Raw genomic sequence first — 24,826 nt, forward strand, 5'->3', positions numbered from 1 at the left:
GCGTTGCCGGCCCCAATTCAGAACAACAACTCAGCCCCCGCACCAGCGAAAGCGGGGCGCACGATGCCCTAGGAGTGCCTTCAATGTCCGCAGTACATGTTGTCCGTTTCGACTATCAAGATGCCATCCACTGGGGCGTGATCCGCCAGGGCCGGATTACGGTGATACCGGGAAGTTTCGCCACGACCGGCGACTTTATCCGGCAGAACAGCGTCGAAGATCTGCGCCAACTCAAGGGCACCGAGCTGGCCGAGAGCGAAGTCAAGGTGCTGTCGCCGGTGACCCGCAACCAGCAATTCGTCTGCCAGGGCGCCAACTATCGCCAGCACATGATCGAGTCGGGCATGGATCCTGACGCGAAGAAGTTCAACATGATCTTCACCAAGGCGACCAGCTGCCTGGTGGCGGCGGACAGCGACCTGATCAAGCCGCGCAACGTGCGCTTCCTCGACTACGAGATCGAGCTGGGCCTGGTGATGAAGCGCGCGATCAGCGGCGCCACCAAGGTCACCGACGCCAATCTGCATGAGTTCATCGCCGGCGTCGTCATCGTCAACGACTACTCGGCGCGCGATATCCAGATTCCCCAGATGCAGTTCTACAAGGGCAAGAGCTTCCGCACCTTCGGCCCGGTCGGCCCCTACCTGTGCCTGCTGGATGCCAAGGACATACATTACCTGAAGGCTCTGCAACTGCGCCTGACGGTCAACGGCCAGGTGCGCCAGGACGACAGCACGGCCAACCTGGTTTACGGCCCTGCGGAAACCCTTAGCGAACTCGCGTCGGTGCAAGATCTCGACGTCGGCGACCTGATCGCCACCGGCACCCCGGCGGGCTGCGCCCTGAGCATCCCCTCCCCGGCCAAACAACGTATCGCCGCCCTAATGCCGGAAGCCACCAAATGGAAGCTGTTCCTCAAGGCCCAGGAGAGCCGGTCGCAGTACCTCAAGCCAGGCGACGTGGTCGAGGCGCGCATTCGCAGTGCCGATGGCCTGATTGACCTGGGCGTACAGCGCAACCTTGTGGTAGGGGAAGCCTGATGAGCGTGCGAACCCTGGAAGATATCGAAGAACTCGAACGAATCCCCCTGTCGGAGCGGGGCTTGCCGGCCAGCACCTACGAGGCATTGCGCCTGGCTGCCGAGCGCACACCCCAGGCCCGTGCACTCAGCTTCTTCATCGACGCTGCAGACTTCACCCACACCCACGAGTGGAACTACGCCGAGCTGTTCGCGGATATCACCCGCGCAGCCAATGCCTTCCATGACCTGGGCATAGGGCCGGGCGAAGTGGTCGCCTTCCTCCTGCCCAACCTGCCGGAAACCCACTTCACCATCTGGGGTGGCGAGGCGACGGGGATCGTCATGGCGATCAACCCGCTGCTGGAAGCCAAGCAGCTGGCGGCCTTGCTGAATGCCGCCAAGGCATCCGTAGTGGTGACACTCGCGCCGACGCCGGGCAGCGATCTGTGGCCCAAGCTGGCCTCGCAGCTGAATCAACTGCCTGCGATCAAGCACGTCGTTTGGGCCAGCATGGGACCCTATGTCGGCAAGGCCCAGCGTGAGGCCCTGAGTTCCCTGGCACAGAAGGAACGTGAGCTTTGCAACGGCGCCCCGATTCATGAGCTGCGCACGCTGATGGCCGCTCAGCCCGGCACGCACCTCAAAAGCGGTCGGCAAATCCGCGCCGAAGAGCGCTCCTCTTACTTCTGCACCGGCGGCACCACCGGGCTGCCCAAGATCGCCGCCCGCACGCATGGCTCGGAAGTCTTCAACGCCTGGGCCATGGCCGCCCACCTGGCACCGCGCAACAGCAGCCAGGTGATTTTCTGCGGCCTGCCGCTGTTCCACGTCAACGGCCAACTGGTAACCGGCTTGATGCCCTGGACCCAGGGCGACCATGTGGTGCTCGGCACGCCGCAAGGCTACCGCGGCGAGGGCGTGATCGCGCGCTTCTGGGAGATGGTTGAACACTTCGGCATCAACTTCTTCTCCGGTGTGCCTACCGTCTATGCAGCGCTCCTGCAGACCGGGCTTGCGGGCCGCGACATTTCCAGCCTGCGCTACGCACTCTGTGGCGCCGCGCCGATGCCGGTCGAACTGTTCCGCGAGTTCGAGCTAGGCACCGATGTAAAGATCCTCGAAGGTTACGGCCTCACGGAAGGTGCCTGCGTTTCCTCGGTCAACCCGCCCCAGGGTGCGCGCCGCATTGGCTCCATCGGCATCCGCATCGCCTACCAGAATATGCGCGCGATCGTACTCGATGACGCCGGCGAGTACCTGCGCGTTGCCGACGTGGATGAGGTCGGCCTGATCACCATCAGTGGCCCGAACCTGTTCGACGGCTATCTGGAGGAGCACCATAACCAGGGACTGTGGATTGCCATCGACGGCCAGCGCTGGCTCAACACCGGCGATCTGGGCCGCCAGGACGCGCAAGGCTACTTCTGGCTGACCGGGCGCAAGAAGGAACTGATCATCCGCGGCGGCCACAACATCGATCCCAAGCAGATCGAAGAGGCCCTGCAGGCTCACCCGTCCGTTGCCCTGGTCGCGGCCGTGGGCTGCCCCGACGCCCATGCCGGCGAGGTACCGGTCGCCTACGTGCAGCTCAATCCGGGCGCCAGCGCCGACGCCCAGGAACTGCTGGCCTTCGCCGCGCAATATATTGCCGAACGGGCCGCCGTACCTAAGCGCATCGAGATCCTCGCCGCCCTGCCAGTGACTCCGGTGGGCAAGATCTTCAAGCCCGCCCTGCAACAGCGCGAGATCGCCCAGGTGGTGCGCCAGGAGGCCGAGCGTTGCGGCCTTGCCGGCATTGCGCTGGAGGTCGTGCAGGACGCCCGCCGCGGGCTGGTCGTGCAGTTGAGCGCCGGCCCCGATCGGGAGCGCCTGGCCACCGCGCTGGGGCGTTACAGCTTTCAGGTCGAGTGGCTGCAAGCAGCAACTGCCCCAACCCAGCAGAACGCCCAAACAGGGATAAGCGCATGATACTCGTCGCTCCCGACATGGCTCAAAAATGAACCCTGTTGATTTATATTGAACCACAGTGTTCAATTGCATTATCAACTTGATCGGCGCGGCGAAGGCTCGCCGGTTGGCACAGGCTCAAGGCAGCGCAACTTCAAGGTGATGGAACCTGCGCAGCGACCAGAGTCCAGCCAGATCACCTGTAAACGGCAGCAAGCGATAGCCCCTTGCGAGAGGGGCACCTCCTTAACCTGACAATCCGTGCATGAGAACAATAATGAGAACAAAAAATTGCCTGCTACTTTCCCCCCTCATCCAACGTCCCTGCGACGGTGAGCCGTCATGGCAGCACGCGCCATGGCTTGATCACTCACTGCCCTGCATCCGAATGAAACGATCCACGCGTCGCGGCTGATTGCGCCCCCGTGCCGCTCACCTGAGTTGCGCCAGGTGAGTCGGGCTGACTGACAGCCCCGACACCGAGCACTACCCGCACGTCATAAATACGGACTTCATCGCCCATGCGATGACCTGTATGGCTTGCTTCATCCCAAAGAAAGCAGGCGAGCACTACCCAACAACAACAAGAGGCAGTGAACATGATGCTCAAGCAACCCCCATGGCAACCCGCTCAGCTTGCATGCGCGATCAGTCTGGCCACCTGCATGTGCGCCCCTGCGCATGCCGGCACCTTCAAGTTTGGCGAAATCGAAGGACAGTTCGACTCCTCACTCAGCGTCGGTGCCAGTTGGGCACTGCGCGGGGCCGATCCCGAGCTGATCGGCGAGAATAACGGCGGCAAGGGCTCGGTCAGCGCCACCGACGATGGTCGGAGAAATTTCAAGAAGGGCGAGACCTTCTCGAAGATCTTCAAGGGGCTGCACGACCTCGAACTGAAATATGGCGAATCGGGCCTGTTCGTTCGCGGCAAGTACTGGTACGACTTCGAGCTGAAGGATGAGAGCCGCCTCATCACAGACATCGACGATCACAACCGCAAGGAGGGTGCACAAGCCTCCGGTGCCGAGCTGCTGGATGCCTTCCTCTACCACAACTATGTGATCGGCGAGCTGCCCGGCACCGTGCGCCTGGGTAAGCAGGTGGTCAGCTGGGGCGAAAGCACCTTTATCCAGGGCGGGATCAACAGCATCAACCCGGTGGACGTCTCCGCGTTTCGCCGACCCGGTGCCGAGATCAAGGAAGGGCTGATCCCGGTGAACATGTTCTATCTGTCGCAAAACCTGACCGATAACCTGTCCACCGAAGCCTTCTACCAGCTCGATTGGCAGCAAACGGTAGTGGACAACTGTGGCACCTTCTTCTCCCAGGCCGACTTCGCCGCCGATGGCTGCGACACGGTTCCCGTCGGACCTAATCTCAGCAGCAACCCAGCAGCCCAGGCTGCTCTCACGCCCTTCGGCATCAACCTGGGCGCGGAAGGCATCGTGGTCCCGCGAGCGGCCGATGACGACGCTCGCAATGGCGGCCAATGGGGGCTTGCCCTGCGCTGGTTCGTGCCCGCGCTGGACATTGAAGTCGGTGCCTATGCGCTCAACTATCACAGCCGGCAACCCTACATTAATTCGATTAGCAGCCCGAATATCGCCGACCTGAATTTCATCCCGCCGCTCTGCGCCAACCTGGGCATCCCCGACCCAGGCGTCTGTGCCGGCCTCCTTGGCCCGGCACTGAACGAGTTGGGCGCGGCCTATCGCATCGGCACCTCCCAGTATCAGGTGGCCTACCCGGAGGATATCCGCCTGTACGGCCTGAGTTTGGCCACCACCCTACCTACCGGCACGGCCTTGTCCGGGGAAATCAGTTACCGGCCCAACATGCCCATGCAGCTCAATGCGGCAGATCTGGTCATGGCTGGCACGGGTGACCCCGCCGTCTCGCCGCTACTGTCCTCCGGCGCCTATCCGTTGGCCAACTCAAGCCTGATACAGGGTTATCAACGCAAACCCATGACCCAGGCGCAGATCACTGCCGTGCACTTCTTCGATCAGATCATGGGCGCCGATCGCCTGACTCTGGTTGGCGAAATCGGCGTGGTACATGTTGGCGATCTGGAGGGCAAAGGCGGCCTGCGCTATGGCCGTGACCCTGTGTACGGCCAGGGCGCGCTGTATCCGGACAACAACCTGTGCCGTACGGTCACCAGCGCCAGCACCGCGCAGAACTGCAACGACGATGGCTTCCTCACCAGCACCTCCTGGGGCTATCGCGCCCGCGCGATCTGGGAATACAGCAACCTGATTCCGGCGGTGACGCTCAAGCCGAACCTGGCCTGGTCCCACGATGTTGACGGCTATGCCCCCGAGCCGGGCTTCAACGAAGGCAGCAAGGCCATCAGCCTGGGGCTGGATGCCGAGTACCGCAATACCTACAGCGCCAGCCTGTCATACACCGATTTCTTCGGCGGCGATTACAACACCAACATTGATCGCGACTTCGTCGCGCTCAGCTTCGGCATGTCCTTTTAAGCAGGAGAGCAGATCATGAAACGCTTAATGCAAAGCACCAGCCTGGGCCTCTCGCTGCTGGCAGGTGCGGCACTGGCCGCCGTCACTCCAGAGCAAGCCGCTGAGCTCGGTAAAACCCTGACCCCGCTCGGCGCAGAGCAAGCGGGCAATGCCGACGGCAGCATTCCGGCCTGGACCGGCGGCCTCGACAAGACCAGTGGCAAGCAGAACTCCGAGGGCTTTCTCGACGACCCATACGCCAGTGAACAGCCGCTTTTCATCATTGATGCGCAGAATGCCGAACAATATAAGGACAAACTGAGCCCCGGCCAGTTGGCCATGCTCAAGCGCTATCCAGGCTCGTATCGGTTGCCGGTCTATACCAGCCACCGCAGCGTCGCGCTCCCGGACTTCGTCTACGCCGCAGCGCGGTCCAATGCGCTGAACACCCAACTCGTGGAAAACGGCAACGGCCTGACCAACTTCCAGACCGCCTACCCGTTCCCCATCCCGCAGAACGGCCAGGAGGTGGTCTGGAACCATCTCACCCGCTACCGGGGCGGCACCATGAAACGCACCAGCGTGCAGGCTACCCCAGAGAAAAGCGGCGCCTTCACCCCGGTGAAATTCAAGATGGAGTTCACCTACCGCGATCAACTGAAGGACTTCGATCCGGCCAAGCCGGGCAATGTACTGTTCTATTACAAAGAGGAGGTCACATCCCCCGCGCGCCTGGCCGGTAGTGTGTTGCTGGTACACGAAACCCTGAATCAGGTCAGCGAACCACGCCTGGCTTGGCTCTACAACGCGGGCCAACGCCGGGTAAGACGCGCCCCACAGGTCGCCTACGACGGCCCCTACCCTGCCTCCGAGGGGCAGCGCGTGGGCGACAACTTCGATATGTACAACGGCGCGCAGGATCGCTACGACTGGAAGCTGGTCGGCAAGCGTGAACTGTACATCCCCTACAACAGCTTCAAGCTGGACTCACCCAAGCAGAAATACAAAGACATCGTCCAGGCAGGGCACCTCAACCCGGATTTCGCCCGCTACGAGCTGCACCGGGTCTGGGAGGTGGAAGCCAACTTGAAACAGGGTGAGCGACATGTCTATGCCAAGCGGGTGTTCTTCATTGATGAAGACTCTTGGCAAATCGTCCAGGCCGACCACTACGACGCGCGTGGCACCCTCTGGAGGGTTGGCGAGGGCCATCTGCAGCCCTATTACAACGTCCAGGTGCCTTGGTTGGCCGTGGAAACCCTGCATGACCTGCTGAACGGTCGCTACATCGTTTCAGGCCTGAAGAACGAGGAAAGTCAGGGTGTCGAGTTCGGCGTCAAAGCCCTCGCCGCCGACTACACCCCGGCCGCCTTGCGCAACTCCGGAGTCCGCTAAATATCGCTACTTAGTTAAAGGCCACAAGCCCGCGACCTAGGCCGCCACCATGATTGGCGGCCTTTTTATTTCAGCCCGCAACGGTTCTTGTCACCTGAAACAGTCAGCTGTTTTAGACGCCTGCCAGCTCTTCTGCAGTTGTCCCTGTCGTCGGCAAGCTGCAGTTCACCCGCATACTTGGCGCGAATCATCAAGCACACGCCTGAGGCGTTACCGCAGGCACGTCAGTCGGTCGGTCATCTGCCGCCCCCATTGGCTAGTCAGACAGGGATGCGCGTGGCACAACCGGCCAAAGTGCCTTAAAAATCGCTCAAAAAAATAGACTCTATTGATTTATATTGAACCGAAGTGTTCAATGGCATCATCAATTTTATCGGAGCCCGTGTGCCCCATGAGCCCAGTCCAGAAACGCATTCACGAAGCAGCAATCCGCCTGTTCGCCGAGAAAAACATCGGTGAGGTGAACGTCCGCGAGTTGGCGCAGGTTGCCGGCGTAGCTCGCGGCACGATCTACAACAACCTCAGCTCGATCGAGTCGTTGTTCGAGGATGTTGCCACCCACCTGAGTGGCGAGATGAATAGGCGGGTGGCCAAAAGCGCCGATCCGGAAATGGATCCGGCGCAGCGCCTGGCCAACGGTATCCGTTTCTACCTGCGCCGCGCCCATGAAGAACCTTACTGGGGCAGTTTCATTGCCCGTTACGCAGCGAGCAATGCCGCACTGCAAGAGATGTGGAACGGCCCGCCCCTTGAGGATGTACTGAGCGGCCTCAAGTCGCAGCGCTATAGCTTCCGCCAGGAACAGTTGCCCAGCGTGATCAGCATGATCGGCGGCAGTGTACTCAGCGCCATCCTACAGGTGTTGGCCGGCCACAGAACCTGGCGAGACGCCGGCTCGGACACCGCCGAACTGATTCTGATTGCGCTGGGTGTTGCACCCGAAGCAGCCCGCGCTTTTGCGACGAAGGAACTTCCGGCGCTACCAGACGCCGACTGAACCACCTGTAAACGGCAGCAAGCGCTGGCGCCTTGAAAGAGGGCCACGCCCTCTTTCCCTGAAAACAGTGCATGAGAACAATAATGAAAAACCCTGCCTCCCCGTCCAACGCCCTCTCGGCGACAGTAAGCGGTCATGGCGTCATGCCCCTGCGCTTGTGCAGCCACTGAAAACTGCCTGAAACGACTCAGGTCGCCGCCGGCGCGCCGCTCGCTTGAGCCGCGCCAGGTGATCAGGCTGTCTGGCAGTCGCAACACCGAGCACTAGCAGACCGTTGAAAATGTAAGCGACTACTCCGTCAAAGGCCGCAAGCCTGAGACTTTTGCCGCCCTTCGGGGCGGTTTTTTTATCCGCTGCCTATCGCGGCAGGCGACCACCACAAACAACTGAGCGAGTGCCCACCGACGAGCAGCTGGGTCAGAAAAGTTTCGCTCGCACATTAGACACTTGTGTTCAATTTTGATCACATGTAGCATCGAAATCAGGCAAGCGCTGCAACCCAACTCACTCCAGCCATACAGGAGCGCTACATGAACAATAACGACGCCATCCCTGGAATGACCTCCCGCACCGTCACAGCCGGCAAACGCCAGATTTTCATCAGCGAACTCGGTGAGGGCTATCCGATCCTCATGCTGCACGGGGGCGGCGCCGGTGCTTCTGGACTGTCCAACTACTCGCGCAATATCGAGGCCCTGGCTCAGCACTTTCGCGTAGTGGTGGCCGACATGCCGGGTTACGGCCAATCCACCAAGGGTGTGGAGCGCAGCGACCCCTTCGGCGACCTGGCGCAATCGATGCTCGGTCTGCTCGATGCACTCAAGATCAAGTCGGCGCATGTGGTCGGTAACTCCCTCGGCGGCGCCTGCGCCCTGCGCATGGCACTGGAAGCACCGGGCCGCGTGTCGGCCCTGGTGCTGATGGGCCCGGGCGGAGTCGGCACCACCCGCGGCCTGCCGACACCCGGCCTGAAGGCATTGCTGAACTACTACAAGGGCAGCGGCCCGTCGCGGGAGAAGCTCACCCGCTTCATCCGCGAGTACCTGGTGTACGACGGCAGCCAGGTCTCCGACGCCATGATCGAGGAACGCTACCGCTCCAGCATCGACCCACAAGTGCTTGCCGCTCCGCCCCTGCGCGGCCCCAACAGCCTGAAGGCGGCGCTGCGCATGGACTTCACCCGCGACCCGCGCCTGGCCAGTTGCCAGGTACCGACCCTGGTGCTGTGGGGCACCGCCGACAAGGTCAACCGCCCGAGCGGCGGGTCGACCCTGCAGAAGCTGCTGCCCAACTGCGACCTCTACCTGTTCTGCAAGACCGGCCACTGGGTGCAGTGGGAGCGCGCCGAGGAATTCAACGCCGTGGTCAGCAGTTACCTGACAACCCGCACCCACCACTAACCCTCGACGTCAGGAGCCGATGAACCATGACAAAAGCAAACAAAACGCGTACCGACCTCTTCGGCAAGGCCCGCATGGGCTATGCGCTGGTCGAGTCGCTAAAGCTGGAAGACTGGTTGCGTTTTGCCCGCGATGCGCTGGGGATGGACGTGCAAATGCAAGGCGACACCCTGATCGGCCGCCTCGATCAGCATGCGCGGCGTCTGGTGATCAGCCGTGGTCCACTTGAGGACGTGGCGGCGCTGGGTTATGAGATCGAGGATCAAGCCAGCCTGGAAATCATACTGCAGCGCCTGCAGCAGAAAGGCGTGGAGGTCGAGGCCGGCGAGGCGCGAGGCGCCGCCCTGCGCGGCGTCGAGCAGTACTGGCGCTGCATCGGCCCCAAGGGCCTGCCGATCGAGTTCTATGTCACCCCGATTTTGAGCGATGCGCCACTTTCGATGCTGGCCAGCGGCTACGTCACCGACAGCGCCGGCATGGGCCATGTGGCGATCACCTCGCGCCGACCGGAGGCGATGTTGGGCTTCTGGCAGGAGATCCTCGATGCCCGGGTGAGCGACGACATCGAGCAGAGAATGAGCGGCCTGATGCTGGACATCCGCTTCCTGCGCCTGAACGAGCGCCACCATTCGGTGGCCGTGGCCTGCACCCGCGGCCGGCGCATGGACCCGATCCGCACGCGCATCCAGCACATGAACATCCAGTGCGCAACGCTGGAGGACATGACCGCGGCCTATCAGCGCTGCCGACAGCTCGGCTACCGGATCATGATGGGCGTCGGCCAGCACACCAACGACCGCGAACTGTCGTTCTACGTCGAGAGCCCGTCCGGCTTCGAGATCGAGTACGGCTGGGCCCCTATCGCGGTGGACGAAGAAAACTGGCAACCCACCCTGCACCAGGGCATCAGCACCTGGGGCCACAAACCACTCGAGCACAACCTTGGCGATGAACTGCGCCAGGCAGCACGGGCCATCCGCTCACTGATCCGCCGCGAATACACCCCATTCGACCCCAAACACTAAGGGTGCTGCAGATGAACAATAAAAAGATTGCTCCACAAGTCGACGTCGTCATTTCGGGCCTGGGCCCAACCGGCCTGACCCTCGCCCACCTGCTCGGCAAGCGCGGCCTGTCGGTCGTGGTGCTCGAACGCGAACCGCAGTTCTACGGCAATGCCCGCGCGGTCTATACCGACGACGAATGCCTGCGCATCTTCCAGGCCGCCGGCATGGCCGAGGAACTGACCAAGGACATGCTGCTCAATGCCACCTTCCAGTGGCTCCTGCCCAATGGCGAGGTGCTGCACCAACTGATCCAGACTGCCCGCCCCTATGGCTGGCCGGCCAACAACCTGCTCTATCAGCCGCTAATGGAAACCACCTTGGCTGACGGGCTGGCCCGCTACCCGCAGGTCAGCGTGCGCCGTGGGCGTGAATTCACCCGCTTTATCCAGGATGCCGACGGCGTCACCGTGATGCACATCGAGAGCCAGGGCGCGCAGTACAGCAAGCAGGCACCGGTACTTGGCGAAACGCCTGCGCCGCAGGAAGGCGAGGAAGCCCTGTGCGCACGCTATTTCGTCGCCTGCGACGGTGGTCGCAGCGCCGTGCGCGCGCAGACGGGCATCAAGATGACCGGCAGGAGCTTCCCCAACCCCTGGATAGTGGTCGACATCAAGCAGAAGGAAGGCGAGGACTGCCTGCGCCACCTGCCCTACTTCAGTTTCATCTGCGACCCCGAGTGCCCGACCGTCAGCTGCCGCCAGCCGTACGGCCATCACCGTTTCGAGTTCATGCTGATGCCCGGCCAGACCAAGGAGCACATGGAGGACCCGCAGACCGTGCGCGCCTACCTGAGCAAGTATGTGGATGTGAGCAAGATCGAGATCCTGCGCAGCCTGGTCTACACCTTCAACGCCCTGGTGGCCGAGACTTGGCGCGACGGCCGGGTGTTCCTCGCCGGCGACGCCGCGCATATGACCCCGCAGTTCGTCGGCCAGGGCATGAACGCCGGCGTGCGCGATGCCTACAACCTGGCGTGGAAACTCGACGCCGTGCTGCGTGGCCAGGCCTGCGACAGCCTGCTGGACAGCTACCAGAGCGAACGCCGGCCCCATGCCCAGGCGATGATCGACCTGTCGATCCACATGAAGAACTTCGTCTCCACCGCCAACCCGCTGCTGTGCTCGCTGCGCAATGTCGCCACGCGCACGGCACGCCGAACCCCTGGACTGCGCGAGTTTCTCAGCGAGGCCAAGTTCAAGCCGCGGCCGCGCTACGAGAGTGGTGCCTACTTCGGCCTGCCGCGCCAGCGCCGCGCAGGATTGGAGGGCGAGCAACTGCCACAACCGCAACTGGTGGACCGTGAAAGCCGTCCGCTGCTGATGGATGAAGCCCTCGGCCAAGGCTATGCGCTGATCGGCTACGGGGTCGACCCGCGGCAGTCGCTGGCGGACGCCGACCTGCAGCAACTGGCGCGGCTGGATACCCGCTACCTGACGTTCTACCCGGCCGGCGGCAGGCCGCAAGGCAAGGTCTCGGCCTGCCCGCCGCAGGGTGTCGACGAATGGGAAGACATGACCGGCGAATGCATCCGCCGCTTCAAGGAAGCCGGCTACCCGGTGGGTACGGTGGCCATCGTGCGTCCCGACCGCTTCGTCTTTGCCATGGCCAAACCCGGTGCGGTGCAGCCGGCAATCCACTACCTGCTCGAGCAGCTCGGCCTGCAGACAGCCAACAGCCAACGGGTGGCCTCATGAACCAGCAGCCCACCGCCAGCCTGGAGCAAATTGAAGCCGCCGCCATGGCGCTGCGCCGCGCACGCGCCAGCAAAGCGCCGATCGCACCGCTTGCCACGCCCTACGGCATCGCCACCCTGGCCGACGCCTACGCCGTGCAGGAGATCAATACCCGCGTGGCGCTAAGCCAGGGCCGCCGTCTGGTCGGACGTAAAGTCGGCCTGACCTCGACGGCGGTGCAACAGCAACTGGGGGTCGACCAGCCGGACTTCGGCATGCTGTTCGCCGATATGGAAATCCTCGATGGCGACGAGATCGACTGCCGCCGCCTGATCCAGCCCAAGGCCGAGGGTGAAATCGCCTTCGTCCTCGGTCGCGCCCTGCTGCGCGAGGACACCACCCTGGCCGAGCTGATCAGCGCCATCGAGTATGTCGTACCGGCCCTGGAGATCGTCGACTCGGCCATTGCCGACTGGAGGATCAGCCTGGCCGATACCGTCGCTGACAACGCCTCCTCGGCGCTCTATGTGCTGGGCAAGCAGCCAACCAAGCTGTCGGCACTGGACCTGCGCCTGGAAGGCATGTTGCTGGAGAAGAACGGCGCCCAGGCCTCGATCGGCGTCGGTGCTGCCTGCCTGGGTCACCCGCTGGATGCCTGTCTGTGGCTGGCCCGCACCATGGCAGCGGCCGATCGGCCGCTGCTGGCCGGTGATGTGCTGCTGTCCGGGGCACTGGGGCCGATGACCCCGGTGGTGGCCGGCGACCGCCTGCACCTGCGCCTGACTCGCTTGGGCGAAGTCAGCTGCCGCTTCGTCTGAGCCCTCAGCAACCGCACCCATGATTGATCGGTGCCCTGGCGCGGCCATGGCACCCAAGGAGACCCACTGCATGAGCAGTCACCACAAACTGAAAGTCGCCATCATCGGCTCTGGCAATATCGGCACCGACCTGATGATCAAGATCATGCGCAACGCCAAGTACCTTGAGATGGGGGCCATGGTCGGTATCGACCCGGCCTCCGATGGCCTGGCCCGCGCCGCCCGCCTCGGCGTGGCCACCACCCACGAAGGCGTGGAAGGCCTGGCCCGCTTGCCGGTGTTCGATGAAATCGACTTCGTCTTCGACGCCACCTCGGCCACCGCCCATGTGAGCAACGATGCCTTCCTGCGTCAGCTGAAGCCCGCTATCCGCATGATCGATCTGACCCCGGCGGCTATCGGCCCCTATTGCGTACCCGTGGTCAACCTGGATGCCCACCTCGACCAGCTCAACGTCAACATGGTCACCTGTGGCGGCCAGGCCACCATCCCGATGGTGGCGGCGGTGTCGCGCGTCGCCAAGGTGCATTACGCCGAAATCGTCGCCTCCATCAGCAGCAAGTCGGCCGGCCCCGGTACCCGCGCCAATATCGACGAGTTCACCGAAACCACCTCCAAGGCCATCGAAGCGGTCGGCGGTGCCGGCAAAGGCAAGGCGATCATCGTCCTGAATCCGGCCGAACCGCCATTGATGATGCGCGACACGGTGTTCGTGTTGTCCGAAGCGGCTGATCAGGGCGAGGTGCAAGCGTCCATCGAAGAGATGGCCGCCGCCGTGCATGCCTATGTGCCGGGCTATCGCCTGAAGCAGAAGGTGCAGTTCGACCTCATCCCCGAGTCGGCCCCGCTGAGTATTCCCGGCCTGGGCAAGTTCTCTGGCCTCAAGACCTCGGTGTTCCTCGAAGTCGAAGGCGCCGCCCACTACCTGCCCGCCTATGCCGGCAACCTCGACATCATGACCTCTGCCGCCCTGGCCACCGCCGAGCGCATGGCCCAGTCGCTTATCAACGCGTCAGTGATCAACGGCTGAGGAGCATCGCCATGACTTTCGACCCGAGCAAAAAACTCTATATCTCCGACGTCACCCTGCGTGACGGCAGCCACGCCATTCGCCACCAGTACTCGCTGCAAAATGTGCAGGACATCGCCCGCGCTCTGGATAAAGCCAGGGTCGACTCCATCGAAGTGGCCCACGGCGACGGCCTGCAAGGCTCCAGCTTCAACTATGGCTTTGCCGCCCACACCGACCTGGAGTGGATCGAAGCCGCCGCCGATGTCATCAGCCATGCCAAGATCGCCACCCTGCTGCTGCCCGGCATCGGCACCATCCATGACCTCAAGGCCGCCTTTGATGCCGGCGCCCGCGTGGTGCGCGTGGCCACCCATTGCACCGAAGCGGACATCTCCCGCCAGCACATCGACTACGCCCGCGGCCTGGGCATGGACACCGTCGGTTTTCTGATGATGAGCCACATGATTCCGGCCGAAGAGCTGGCCCGCCAGGGCAAGCTGATGGAAAGCTACGGTGCCCAATGCATCTACATGGCCGACTCCGGCGGCGCGATGAACATGCAGGACATCCGCGAGCGCATGCGCGCCTTCAAGGCTGTGCTCAACCCCGAGACCCAGACCGGCATGCACGCCCACCACAACCTCTCGCTCGGCGTGGCCAACTCCATCACCGCCGTCGAGGAAGGCTGCGACCGTGTCGACGCCAGCCTGGCGGGCATGGGTGCCGGGGCCGGCAACGCGCCACTGGAAGTCTTTATCGCCGCCGCCGAGCGCCTGGGCTGGAACCACGGCACCGACCTCTACCGCCTGATGGATGCGGCCGACGATATCGTCCGCCCGCTGCAGGACCGACCCGTGCGGGTCGACCGCGAAACCCTGGCGCTGGGCTATGCCGGGGTCTACTCCAGCTTCCTGCGGCATTCCGAGGCGGCGGCGGCCAAGTACGGATTGAAGACCCTGGATATCCTCGTCGAGCTGGGCAAGCGGCGCATGGTCGGCGGCCAGGAAGACATGATCGTCGACGTGGCATTGGATCTACTGGCGCAACGCTGATCTTCGTTCATCGACTCGCTGGCACGGACGCCACGCCTTGATGCCACGATGGAGAGCTTTGCCCGCTTGATGCATTAGCGGGCCGTGGCATCAGGATTCGACAAGCTGAAAGACATTACAAAAGCATGGTGGCCATGACATGCGGCTTTCAACCTGAGCAGACGTGCAATCGGAGTGCAGTACGATGCACCTGTATAATGCCTCTCGCATGTACCCTTCATGCCAACCGTGCGCGCCTCATGTATACAAGCGCACCAAGACACAGCAAATAGCGGTTGTAAAATTGATTAAAAATCATTCAAATCAAAACCTTATCAGCAGAAAATTCAGCGTCGCGCCGATGATGGATTGGACCGATCTAACTAAAATTTAGTTATATTTCAATGTCATAAGAACTAATTTATTCTTGCTTTAGCAAAAATCAAGCAGAAAAAATCAGGATTATTCCCGGAATAAGCTATTTTTTACACGAAAGTCTGTCCAATTCATGACACACCGGACTGGCAACCCAGACGTGGTGTTAAGAAGATTTCTGAAACTAGCCAGCACCCATGACCGCTGCGCTGGAGATAAAACTGAGCAAGGGATTCGAACCCCTTTCGTATTCACCGCATACCGCGCTGCAGGGCACAAACCGGGGGAGTCGCATGACCTGCCGAGCCTAAAGCGGCCTGAGACGGCCCCGCCTTTGCCCTAAGCCCCCCCATCAGGGAAGTATGATCTGCTCGATGCTGGGTGAGAAATATTGGTTGCTATCAGCCAGTTGTGACGGGCAGAAAACGGCCATTATGCAAAGTCCTCGATTATGGAAAGTATCGGTTTCCCGCGGGCGTCAACCACCGGTGAGCAGCGGCAAGCGTACGCTGCGGCATTTTCATAATCACAGCGTCTTCATGAAGGCGATCAGGGTGTCGGGATCCCGGTTGCGCGGGGTCTTGGCGTCCGGTTCGTGGAGTCTGGCCAGCCCCGCGCCCTTTCCTTCATGGCGAGATCGGCCCCGACACCCTAATGGGGCGTCACCGGACTCTCGTGGCCCAGCCAGAGCGCGCACCGGCCTGCAACAGGTGCATCGACGTGGTGCGGCGAAGATTGACACCGGAGGCTTCAGGAGACCCGCGAAATTATGTCGAGCTTGCCGCCGCGTCAGCAGCGATCAAGCCGCTTGCGGCCCACCCCTGACAACCATCACGACGGCTACTTTCCATAATCGAGAACTTTGCATAACGACCCATAGGCGACGTTCGAGATGTCCCTGCCAAGCGCCCGCTTCGCACCATGAGCAGACATTCCGTCGTTGATTGCGGAAGCAGCCGGCTCACACAAGCTCGCGCTACAATCCCAAGGCGATCGACCGAGTGTTACTCTTGGCCGATATGGAAAATCTGGTGCCCTAATCTCGAATGTCCGTGCGCAACGACTTTTCGGCCAAAACCATTCGTACCCTTGCCGCGCGCGTGGGGTATCACTGTTCGAACCCATCCTGCGTGGGCTCGACCTCCGGCCCTGCGCTTGAGGAGGAGCGTAGCGTCAACATCGGTGTCGGCGCGCACATTGCTGCTGCCGCCGCAGGGGGCAAACGCTACGACCGGAACATGAGCCCGGCCGAACGCAGCAGCGGAGCAAACGGGATATGGTTGTGCCAAAGCTGCTCGAAGCTCATCGATTCCGACGAGACTCGCTACACGGTCGCGTTGCTGCATCAGTGGAAGACGGATGCGATCCAGCGCGCCCTCGATGCCATCGCAGGTGGTCGGCCTCTCGGTCTGGTGAAACCTTCTGCCACGCTGGACGCTGCAGACGAAGAATTTCTTCGTGGGCTCGATCTTCCGAGCGCAGACGCGGTCGATGCCGCCGGGGCGCGGCTTCGCGCAGCGACTCAAACGGACATTGAGGCATTTCGCGCGGCGCTAGGTCGACCCGCGCGGACCATCGCGCGGACACTTAGACTTGAAGGGAGCACCGCCCGTTACGTGACGCTTGAAAGCGTGGCGGGACTAACAGCCCTTGCCGAGCCGGTCGCCGTGGTCGCTTCAGGTGGCACCGGCAAATCGACCACGCTTGTGCAGCTTGCAGAATGCATGGGGGCGCAAGACGGCCCGATCCCACTTCTGGTGCCGTTGGGAGAATGGTCCGACCGGCAAGAAGATTTTTTCGATTTTATCTTGCGCCGCAACGCCTTCGCCGCCTTTAGGCGGCAGCACTTGATGGTGCTGGCTTACCACGGGCAGCTCGCGCTTCTGCTCGATGGCTGGAACGAGCTGACTCCCGAATCGCGGCTGCGTGCGACGAACGACCTCACCGCCCTGCAGCGCGATTATCCGCAACTTGGCGTCGTGATCAGTTCCCGGCGCCAGACCCTACCGACCGTTGGCCCGGTCGTCACGATCGAAGCGCTTTCGCACGATCAGCAGATGGAGCTTGCGCTGGCGGTACGTGGCCAGGAAGGCGAAGAACTCGTCGACCGGGCATGGCGGACGGGCGGCGTACGTGAGCTAGTCGGCAACCCTCTCTACTTGAACGCCTTGTTGATCCTGCCGCACGGCGTCGCGTTTCCCGAAACCAAGGAAGCGGTGCTGGGCATATTTGTACAGCACAACGAGACCGCGCCGGACAAAGTCGAACGATTGCACCGGGACACGCTCGGTCACCACACGACCTTTCTAACGGGCCTCGCCGTAGAAGCAAACCGAAGCGTTAGCACAGTTATTTCGGACGCAAATGCCAATCGCACCATTTCGATGATCTTGCGGCGGCTTTTCGAAGACGGCCAGATCGGGCCCCCACCTAGCCCCCGTAACATCATCGACAGCTTGGTCGACGCGCACTTATTGGCGCGTATGGCCGGTGCCAATGGCGCAATCAGCTTTCAGCACCAGCTGTTCCAGGAGTGGTACGCGGCTGCGGAAGTCGAAGACCTCATGATGAAGACGGCCGCGGGCGATACCGACGCGCGTAGAAGGCTCCGCGAAGACGTGCTCGACCGATCGTACTGGGAGGAGTCGATTCTGTTCGCGTGCGATAGGCTTTCGCGCGCAGGCGCAGATGGCGAGCACGCTGTGGCGGTCGCCGTCGACGAGACGCTTGGCATTGATCCACTTTTGGCCGCAGCAATGCTCGACAGGGCCGCTGACGCCGTATGGCAGCGCCTGCGCAATCGTGTCCTGCGCTTCATCGGGCGCTGGCACACACCCGGAGTGTTCGACCGCGCAGTGCGTTTCATGGTCACTTCCGGCAAGTCAGAGTTCTCGGAGTACATCTGGCCACTCGCGTCAAATGCTGATGATCAGATTCAGTTCGTGACGTTCCGGGCGGTTGATCGCTTTCATCCGGGGGTTCTCGGGGCTGATCGCGAAGCCCGTTTGCGTGCGCTGCCCGCGCCCCAACGAAAACTCGCCCTGTCCGAGATCGCCAGCAACAGCGGCTTTGATGGGATGGAACTTGCCGCGATGCTGGCCGCCACCGACCCTGACCCTGAGGTCGTGGTTGCCGTTGTGGTATCGCTGGGGTTTCGCCGCGGTGATCGGCATGTGAACCAGATCATGAAAGCGGCGCCGGACGCTGTATGGAAAGCACTGGCAGAAAGGAACTATATAGATCACCTTACGGACGCGCAGCTCGATGCCCGCCTTGCCACAGAGCGCGAAGCGGCGCGCTGCGCAGAAACCCAGCCGGTGCGTTTGCTTGGTCTGATCGTGGATGAGAAGCCTGCCGATGCCGAGACCCGTATCACACAGCTGCTCAGCACAGCCGAGTTTGAATCCAAGGACATGAACCTCGTGCATGCGTACACAGAATACCCAGAAGCCGTTGCTGCGGGACTTGTCGCCCGAATCGCAGCCGACTTACCGCTTCCGTATCGCGTCGGCGACTATCTCAAAGTGGCCCCGCTGCTAGACAGCGGACCGGTGGCCGAGAACGCGCTCGACCCATCCACGTCGGAGCGCCGTCTAAATGCGGCGGCGGCAGTGATCGGACCGGTGACCGTCGCAGCGCTCTTCAACCAGCTGTTTGCGATAGACAGCCAACTACAGGCGCTCGGTCACTATGACAAACAGCTGTCGGACGCGCATTATCGTCTAGTGAATGCGCTATCAGCGACGCGACAGGACGCTTTCGTGCCAGTCTTGATCGCCAACGCACAGAGCAGCGATCCTCGACGCATCGGCTTACTGGCTGATGTACTCGCCCGACACGGCAGCAACAACGGTGATTCCAAGCCGCCGTTCGACGCCGTACACCGCCCCGGTTTGCGTGACGTCGTCCAAGCCTGGATGGATACCTTGAGCACTGTGCAGCATCCGGCACGGCAGGCCGCTTCTGAAGTGGCGCGTGCAGGGGGAAGGTTGGCCGACGCAGCATTGGCAGAGCCCTTGTTCGCGCTTCTTGAGCGAGACTTGGCGGACTACGACGCTGCACGCGCTGCGCGCCTCACGGGGGGTGGCCAAGGAGCATCCAACGAGGTGGGCTACACCCTGATATATGCCCGCGCCCTCAAGGACATGCATGATGCACCTGCAGTCGCCGTCCTTACCCGCGGCCTTGGCGATCTCCGCTGGGGCAAAGACGCGGCGGGAGCCTTGCTCGAAATCTGGTCGGCTGATCACTCCCCCCAAGAAAAACGCATTTTCGCCAGCTGGACCGATTATTCAAACCATCTAGCGCGCAGGGTAGAGCGCGCTGCGGGATCACCGCCGACGTCGGATTTTGCCGAAGCGATCTTCGCCGTGGTTCGCACTCTTGGTGACGCGGCGAAGTCCGACGCTGAACAGCAGCACGCTCTGATGCTTGCCGCAACCGGTCTTTCCCTTCCGCATGGAGACAAACGACGCGAGATCGACACTCTACTCGCGCTGCGTCAGCCGATAACCCACAAACACCGATTGCTCGCTTCCGCTGCCCGCGCAGGCGAGATCATCCCCGCCGCACTACTGATGGCGGGGGTGCAAGACTTGCTCTCCGCGGCTCAAACGCAAACCTGGCGTCTCGAAGAGAATCGCGGCGAGCTGATGGGCTGGATCGATCTGTTCCCCTTTTCTGATGATCCAGAAAGTGTGCACGACGCTATTGCACTGTTACCGGATCTGCACCGCCGGCCGCATGCATTGCGGCGCCTGCTCCAGACAGTGCCACAAGGACCCGCTGACTCTGCCCTTATCACGCTGGAACGGCTCGCCATAGACCCTGCGTTTCTGCGGGAGTTCGAATGGATGAATGCGATGCTTAAGCTGGATACAGAAGCCTCGGCGTTGTCGGTAATCAATCATCTTTGTATGGGCCAAATTCCGGTTGGAGATGGTTTTCGGCTGTCGGCCGCATTGACCGCATTAGCTTGCAAGTTTCCCAATGTTCGCGCAGCCATGATCAACCGTTATCGTGCCCTGCCGGCTGGTGACATCCGCCGGGTTTTCGAGATGGCTATGGACGATATACCCGACGAGGAGGTCTTCATGGCGCTGTTTGATGTGTATGTCGACGCGACGCATCCCTTTCGCGGCATGAAGAACGTGATACGGAATCTGGCTCTCGGTAGAAAGCCATCAAGGGAATGGGCCGGCGCTTTCGAGGAGTTTGGGCTCCCACTGACGGAACTGCGCGCTCAGTTGTTCTCAATGCTTCCGGCGAACGATGCGCGTGCACTATTAGCCGAGCAATGTCTGATTGAGATCGAAGAATATCGGGACGTCCACGGTCGGGTTACCAATGAGCCGAGACATCCGGACATTGCCACGGACCGCTCATGGCCGCTGGAAGCGGACGAACCGCCGGGAGCGCCTCGGCTATAGGCCAGTAATGGATCAGAGTGTGCTAAGGACGCGATTGGCAAATAGGGTACCGATAGACCCGCATAGTCCAGAGCGGCGGCAAAGCGATCCTTATCTTGAGGTCTACTACAGCGCGGGTCGGGTTGTAAGCGCAAACCAGACACTTAGGTGGAATGTCAGAAAGGTCGCCTTTTGGCCGGTTGTTGCCTGTCGCGACCGACTGATTTTGGTCGACTTCGGCCGATCGGCCAGAAGCGGTCGGTCAGCAACATCAATATCGTGTCTCCGATTGATGCGCCGATTGATGATGTCCCCATGGGCATTAATTTAATAATGGCTAGCCGTATAGCTGAAGTTCGCATAGCTCTTTGTACTCATCGCCAGCTTTGTCCATGCACGAAAGTACTGCTTCCTTATCAAAAGGCACAATGGTTTTATCAGTGAAATTCATTAAATCCTCAAAGTTAACAATTAAGTATTGAGCAAGATGGCGGGGAATCCCATAATTTTGCAACTCAATTATTCTAGGGTCTGTCGTCCCGTACTCAAGAAATTCAGACCAATTGGGACCTGATTCTTCTTCTCCAAATCGCGCCTTTAATAGCATATTATAATTTTCAAAATAACTTCTAATCTTGAATCTAATAAAGTTATCGATATCGGATATTAAGCCGTTAATGACTATATTCAGTAAGCGTTTATTGTTTTTGTCGAAAGGCTCCAGCTTATCCACTACCCAAACCTCCCCTTTTTTTTCATAATGATTAAGAGCGTTTTGAATCATCAAATGGAGCGGTGTGGTGTTTGCCCATTCTGCTATGAGAACCGCATAGTACTTTAGCGTATCCTTAGATCTATAAAGCGGGGTTCTGCCAGATGACTCTTCATTATCCCATCTGTATAGATCGCTAAGTGAGTTTAGTGCGACCAATGCCGACTCATATGTTATCTCATGAGACAGAATTGATTTGCTTATATTAGGATCACTAAATATATTATTTTGATATTCGGCTTTAATCCCAGATGACGACTCTAGTATTTTTTCCGGCACGGAGTTTAATACGCTTTTCGACTTCAAGGTTGCTTGTGCGGTTTCAGTTTTTAGAATTATATTTGAGCGAAGTACGGAGTCGTCGCCTCTGATTTCATGAATCAGGGCAATGTTTGCATAGTGCTTCCAAATCTTAACTTGATCCGCTGATGGTGCTTGAGTACTAAACTTGTCACCAGTTAACGCTGACGCTACATTTTTAAAGAAATTGCCTTTCCCAGAAATAATCTGTGGCTCAAGCTTTTTTATCTGTTTTTTTCTGACAACATTTAGATCGGTTTCAGGTCTGTCCCACCTATTCTTACTATCTTTCGCTCGAGTGCAAATGATATTCCCAGAGAGCTCTTTTGTTAGTCTTCCTGCCCGACCACACAGGTTCCAAAAATCAATATCAGTAAATTTAGTCAGCCCTATAGCGTTACTCAAAATAAATATGTTTTTTGCAGGGAGATTAACACCTTCAAGAAGTGTGGATGTGCAGAAAATATAATCAATCTTCCTGTTCTCGAAGAGCCACTCAACTTTTTCTCTTATGCGCTGCGGTAAGTTACCGAAATGGAAGGCCACACCCTTTTTGAGGCAGTCGATTAGATAATATTTTTTATGAAGATGTTGTTCGATAAGAGCAATAACCTCATTCACCTCAGGAACACTCTTAAGTGCTAAGGTTTTGGAGAATTCTAGCGCTAATTCGATCGTATCAGACTTAGAGTTGCAATAAACGATACTTTTCTCGCCACTGGAAAGCTTTCCTATCCAATGGTTAAGATCGCAGGTTTGGAAATCAATATCTAGATTTACCTCAGTTTCTGAGTCAGATAGAAGCAACCCCTTCTTATCAATCAGGTCAAGAAAATACCGATTTTGAGAAACGGGGGAGCTTTTAATGCAAAGTGACTCGTCTGAGCTTTTTTCAAATAAGCGTAAAAAAATTTCAGGGTTTGGTATGTTTGGCGATGCAAAATAAAGCTTGACACTCTTCCTTTCTGCCTGGAGGACGGAGTGATAGTAAAGAGGGCTTCGGGTATCTTTTTCAGAAACAATCTTGTGTGCTTCATCTATAAATAGATAGTCAATCTTCGGATTGCTTGGTTCGGATAGGTAGGAGATGAGGCGTTCCGGTGTGAAAATAAAAATAAACTTATTAGCTTCGTTCCTGAATGCACCTGGAATTATTGGATGAGTTAGTACTTTATACTGTTGATACTGTGAAAATTCAGTTTTTATTTGGTTGGCAGCTTGATTTATGAGGGCTCTGGTTGGAACGAGAAGTGCAATATTGTCTGTGCCCTTGTGCTCTGAGATTAAGTGATGTATGAATGCTTTAATTATAAACGATTTCCCTATTGAGGTAGGACCTGAGAAGCTGTAATGGTTATTTCTTTTTAAATTCTCATATATCTCATACTGAGAGTCAGTAAAAGTGTGCTCGCTATTTGGGATGGCATGAAAAGTTTCCTTAATGATTTTTTCAAACACCACCTCTCGTGGTGTAATCACTTCTTGATCCAGGTTGTCTTCAAGGAATTTTAACGCTGGGAAATTCCCCAGCCGCACCAGAATTGGCGTAGCAAAGCTTAAGTATGTTTGGTCTTGTTGATGAGTTTCTGACAACAGGCTTACTATTTTATAGGCTTTATTTTTCGCATCAGGGTTCTCGGAGCGAGAAAGAATATCTGCGAATCGCAATGCGTCGGTTAATTCTTTTGGTTGTAGTAATTTATTAGAAAGCTGGAAAAACTTATGCGCTGATAGCACCTCTAGCTTTACTAGTAGCTCAGTGAAATAATCGTCCTGCAGCGCTTGTCGCGAAAGCTCTTCAAATAACTTCACTTTGTGATCTCCTTTTGAATTTCGCTCCTTTTTTTTGTTAATTCCGTAAATGGAACTATATAAATATAAAATTCATGCCCAACAAGCTTGTATTCATCAATCTTTTTTTCGATATGCTGCAGGCGGTTTGAGATTTCTTCTTTTATTTGGGATTGCAACTTTTGTCTAAATTCGGAGTTTGAGAGTCTTTTGTCGTCCTCGTCGATAGTTATTTCGTATGCTATAAAAATCCCAAACGCATCGTCCACTTCAAAAGAATTTTCTCTTTTTGGGTATATTATGCTTTTGATAAACTCTTTTTCCTCATTACTAAATGTTTCCTTCTCCAAATGGTCACTAATCAATCCTTTCTCATAGGGCAAGCCACTTTTTTTCGAGCCCGCTGAGTTTATTTCGTTTTTGAATTCAAATATAGATTTAAATGCATGGCTTAGCGCTGTAGTGAGCTCTACTTCTGTTTTTGACTCACCAAATATTATCTGATAATCCCCACCGGGGAGCTTTACGAAATGCACCCCGTCAGCACCATTAACATAGTGACTGGTAGATGTCTTGAGCTCTAATTTTGATAATATTTTAGGCGCTTTCAAGTGCGATTCTAAAAAACAGTAGAGCATCAACTCTCCTAGTTCGCCCTTGTTTCTTATGTAATCTAAGAATTTCTCTCTAGCCTTACGGGATAGAGCTGCAGGTTTTCCTTGATATTCAGCTCTTACCTTCCTTGACAAAGAGTAATTTATGAGCGGATCAATCAAACTGTCTTGTAGCGTGGAATAATTAAACTCGTTAGCGTTAATTTTTAGTGAGAAAATATCAATGCTATTTTTGCTAATCTTGTGATTCCCTAGATGGTCGAACCCATTTAGGAAATCATTATTTTCGAGACTCAAATCCATTTCGATTGCTCACATCCATAAAATAGACTTTGATGCGCATTCTGACGACACAGCGCTCAGGCTTGATGGCAGGATGCCATTGTCCTACCGAATTATCCAACCTTTCGAGGGCGCGGCAAGCGTTCCGGTTAACTGTGCAGAGCTCGTTTAATTTTCCGTGAACATCATGTAGGGCCTGCTGATATCCTCGCCAGGAGGTCCGGGCCTGACTCTCTCCAGATTGAACACAGAACAATCGGGGACAATCGGGACCACGATATTGATGTTGCTGACCGTCCGCTCCTAGCCGCTTTCTGCCTGACGCCACTGACCATTTAGGGAAACTCTGAAGAAGACTTCCTGATTTTGGCAAAATACCCGGATTCCACCCGCTGAGTTTTCCGATGAAGCAGATGACCTTCGCCGACGCCGAGTACGCAGGCAAGCGCAAGCAGACC

Annotated in this window: 14 protein-coding genes; 12 read left to right on the forward strand and 2 right to left on the reverse strand. The window is 58.4% G+C overall.

Going from position 1 to position 24,826, the window contains the following annotated elements; all coding sequences use genetic code 11:
• The first annotated feature begins 83 nt into the window (after positions 1-83).
• The 12 genes from G9C89_RS20275 (at position 84) to G9C89_RS20330 (ending at position 20,630) form a co-directional block, all read left to right on the forward strand.
• A complete protein-coding gene (locus tag G9C89_RS20275; RefSeq protein ID WP_172151512.1) occupies positions 84-1,040 on the forward strand; it encodes a fumarylacetoacetate hydrolase family protein in 957 nt (318 codons plus the stop codon).
• Positions 1,040-2,989, forward strand: coding sequence for an acyl-CoA synthetase (locus G9C89_RS20280; RefSeq protein ID WP_172151521.1), 1,950 nt, complete (start codon positions 1,040-1,042; stop codon positions 2,987-2,989). The genes G9C89_RS20275 and G9C89_RS20280 overlap by 1 nt, the downstream gene beginning before the upstream one ends.
• A 578-nt stretch (positions 2,990-3,567) precedes the next feature.
• On the forward strand, positions 3,568-5,454 hold the full coding sequence (locus tag G9C89_RS20285) for a DUF1302 domain-containing protein (protein ID WP_390623852.1): 1,887 nt from the start codon (positions 3,568-3,570) through the stop codon (positions 5,452-5,454).
• Between the two features lie 15 nt (positions 5,455-5,469).
• Positions 5,470-6,828: a DUF1329 domain-containing protein gene (locus G9C89_RS20290; protein ID WP_172151523.1), complete on the forward strand. Its 1,359-nt coding sequence runs from the start codon at positions 5,470-5,472 to the stop codon at positions 6,826-6,828.
• Positions 6,829-7,183: 355 nt separating this feature from the next.
• On the forward strand, positions 7,184-7,825 hold the full coding sequence (locus G9C89_RS20295; protein ID WP_256674336.1) for a TetR/AcrR family transcriptional regulator: 642 nt from the start codon (positions 7,184-7,186) through the stop codon (positions 7,823-7,825).
• A gap of 530 nt (positions 7,826-8,355) precedes the next feature.
• Complete coding sequence (locus G9C89_RS20300; RefSeq protein WP_172151525.1) at positions 8,356-9,225, forward strand: alpha/beta fold hydrolase; 870 nt, start codon at positions 8,356-8,358, stop codon at positions 9,223-9,225.
• 26 nt (positions 9,226-9,251) lie between these two features.
• The gene (locus G9C89_RS20305) at positions 9,252-10,250 is read left to right on the forward strand and encodes a VOC family protein (protein WP_172151527.1); all 999 of its coding nucleotides are present in this window, start codon (positions 9,252-9,254) and stop codon (positions 10,248-10,250) included.
• An 11-nt stretch (positions 10,251-10,261) separates the two neighbouring features.
• On the forward strand, positions 10,262-11,986 hold the full coding sequence (gene mhpA, locus G9C89_RS20310) for a bifunctional 3-(3-hydroxy-phenyl)propionate/3-hydroxycinnamic acid hydroxylase MhpA (protein ID WP_172151529.1): 1,725 nt from the start codon (positions 10,262-10,264) through the stop codon (positions 11,984-11,986).
• On the forward strand, positions 11,983-12,783 hold the full coding sequence (locus tag G9C89_RS20315) for a 2-keto-4-pentenoate hydratase (protein ID WP_172151540.1): 801 nt from the start codon (positions 11,983-11,985) through the stop codon (positions 12,781-12,783). The genes mhpA and G9C89_RS20315 overlap by 4 nt, the downstream gene beginning before the upstream one ends.
• A gap of 70 nt (positions 12,784-12,853) precedes the next feature.
• Positions 12,854-13,813, forward strand: coding sequence for an acetaldehyde dehydrogenase (acetylating) (locus G9C89_RS20320; protein ID WP_172151542.1), 960 nt, complete (start codon positions 12,854-12,856; stop codon positions 13,811-13,813).
• An 11-nt stretch (positions 13,814-13,824) separates the two neighbouring features.
• Positions 13,825-14,847 (forward strand): 4-hydroxy-2-oxovalerate aldolase, encoded by a 1,023-nt coding sequence (gene dmpG / locus G9C89_RS20325; RefSeq protein ID WP_172151544.1) that lies wholly within the window; start codon positions 13,825-13,827, stop codon positions 14,845-14,847.
• 1,400 nt (positions 14,848-16,247) lie between these two features.
• On the forward strand, positions 16,248-20,630 hold the full coding sequence (locus G9C89_RS20330; protein ID WP_172151546.1) for an NACHT domain-containing protein: 4,383 nt from the start codon (positions 16,248-16,250) through the stop codon (positions 20,628-20,630).
• 316 nt (positions 20,631-20,946) lie between these two features.
• Here the strand turns inward: G9C89_RS20330 and G9C89_RS20335 are convergent, their stop codons facing one another.
• Positions 20,947-23,493, reverse strand: coding sequence for a DEAD/DEAH box helicase (locus tag G9C89_RS20335; RefSeq protein ID WP_172151548.1), 2,547 nt, complete (start codon positions 23,491-23,493; stop codon positions 20,947-20,949).
• The gene (locus G9C89_RS20340; RefSeq protein ID WP_172151550.1) at positions 23,490-24,389 is read right to left on the reverse strand and encodes a HamA C-terminal domain-containing protein; all 900 of its coding nucleotides are present in this window, start codon (positions 24,387-24,389) and stop codon (positions 23,490-23,492) included. Before G9C89_RS20340 ends, G9C89_RS20335 begins: the two co-directional genes overlap by 4 nt.
• Positions 24,390-24,826: the final 437 nt, after the last annotated feature.

The sequence above is a fragment of the Pseudomonas tumuqii genome (genome assembly GCF_013184545.1).
Classification (GTDB): Bacteria; Pseudomonadota; Gammaproteobacteria; order Pseudomonadales; family Pseudomonadaceae; genus Aquipseudomonas; species Aquipseudomonas tumuqii.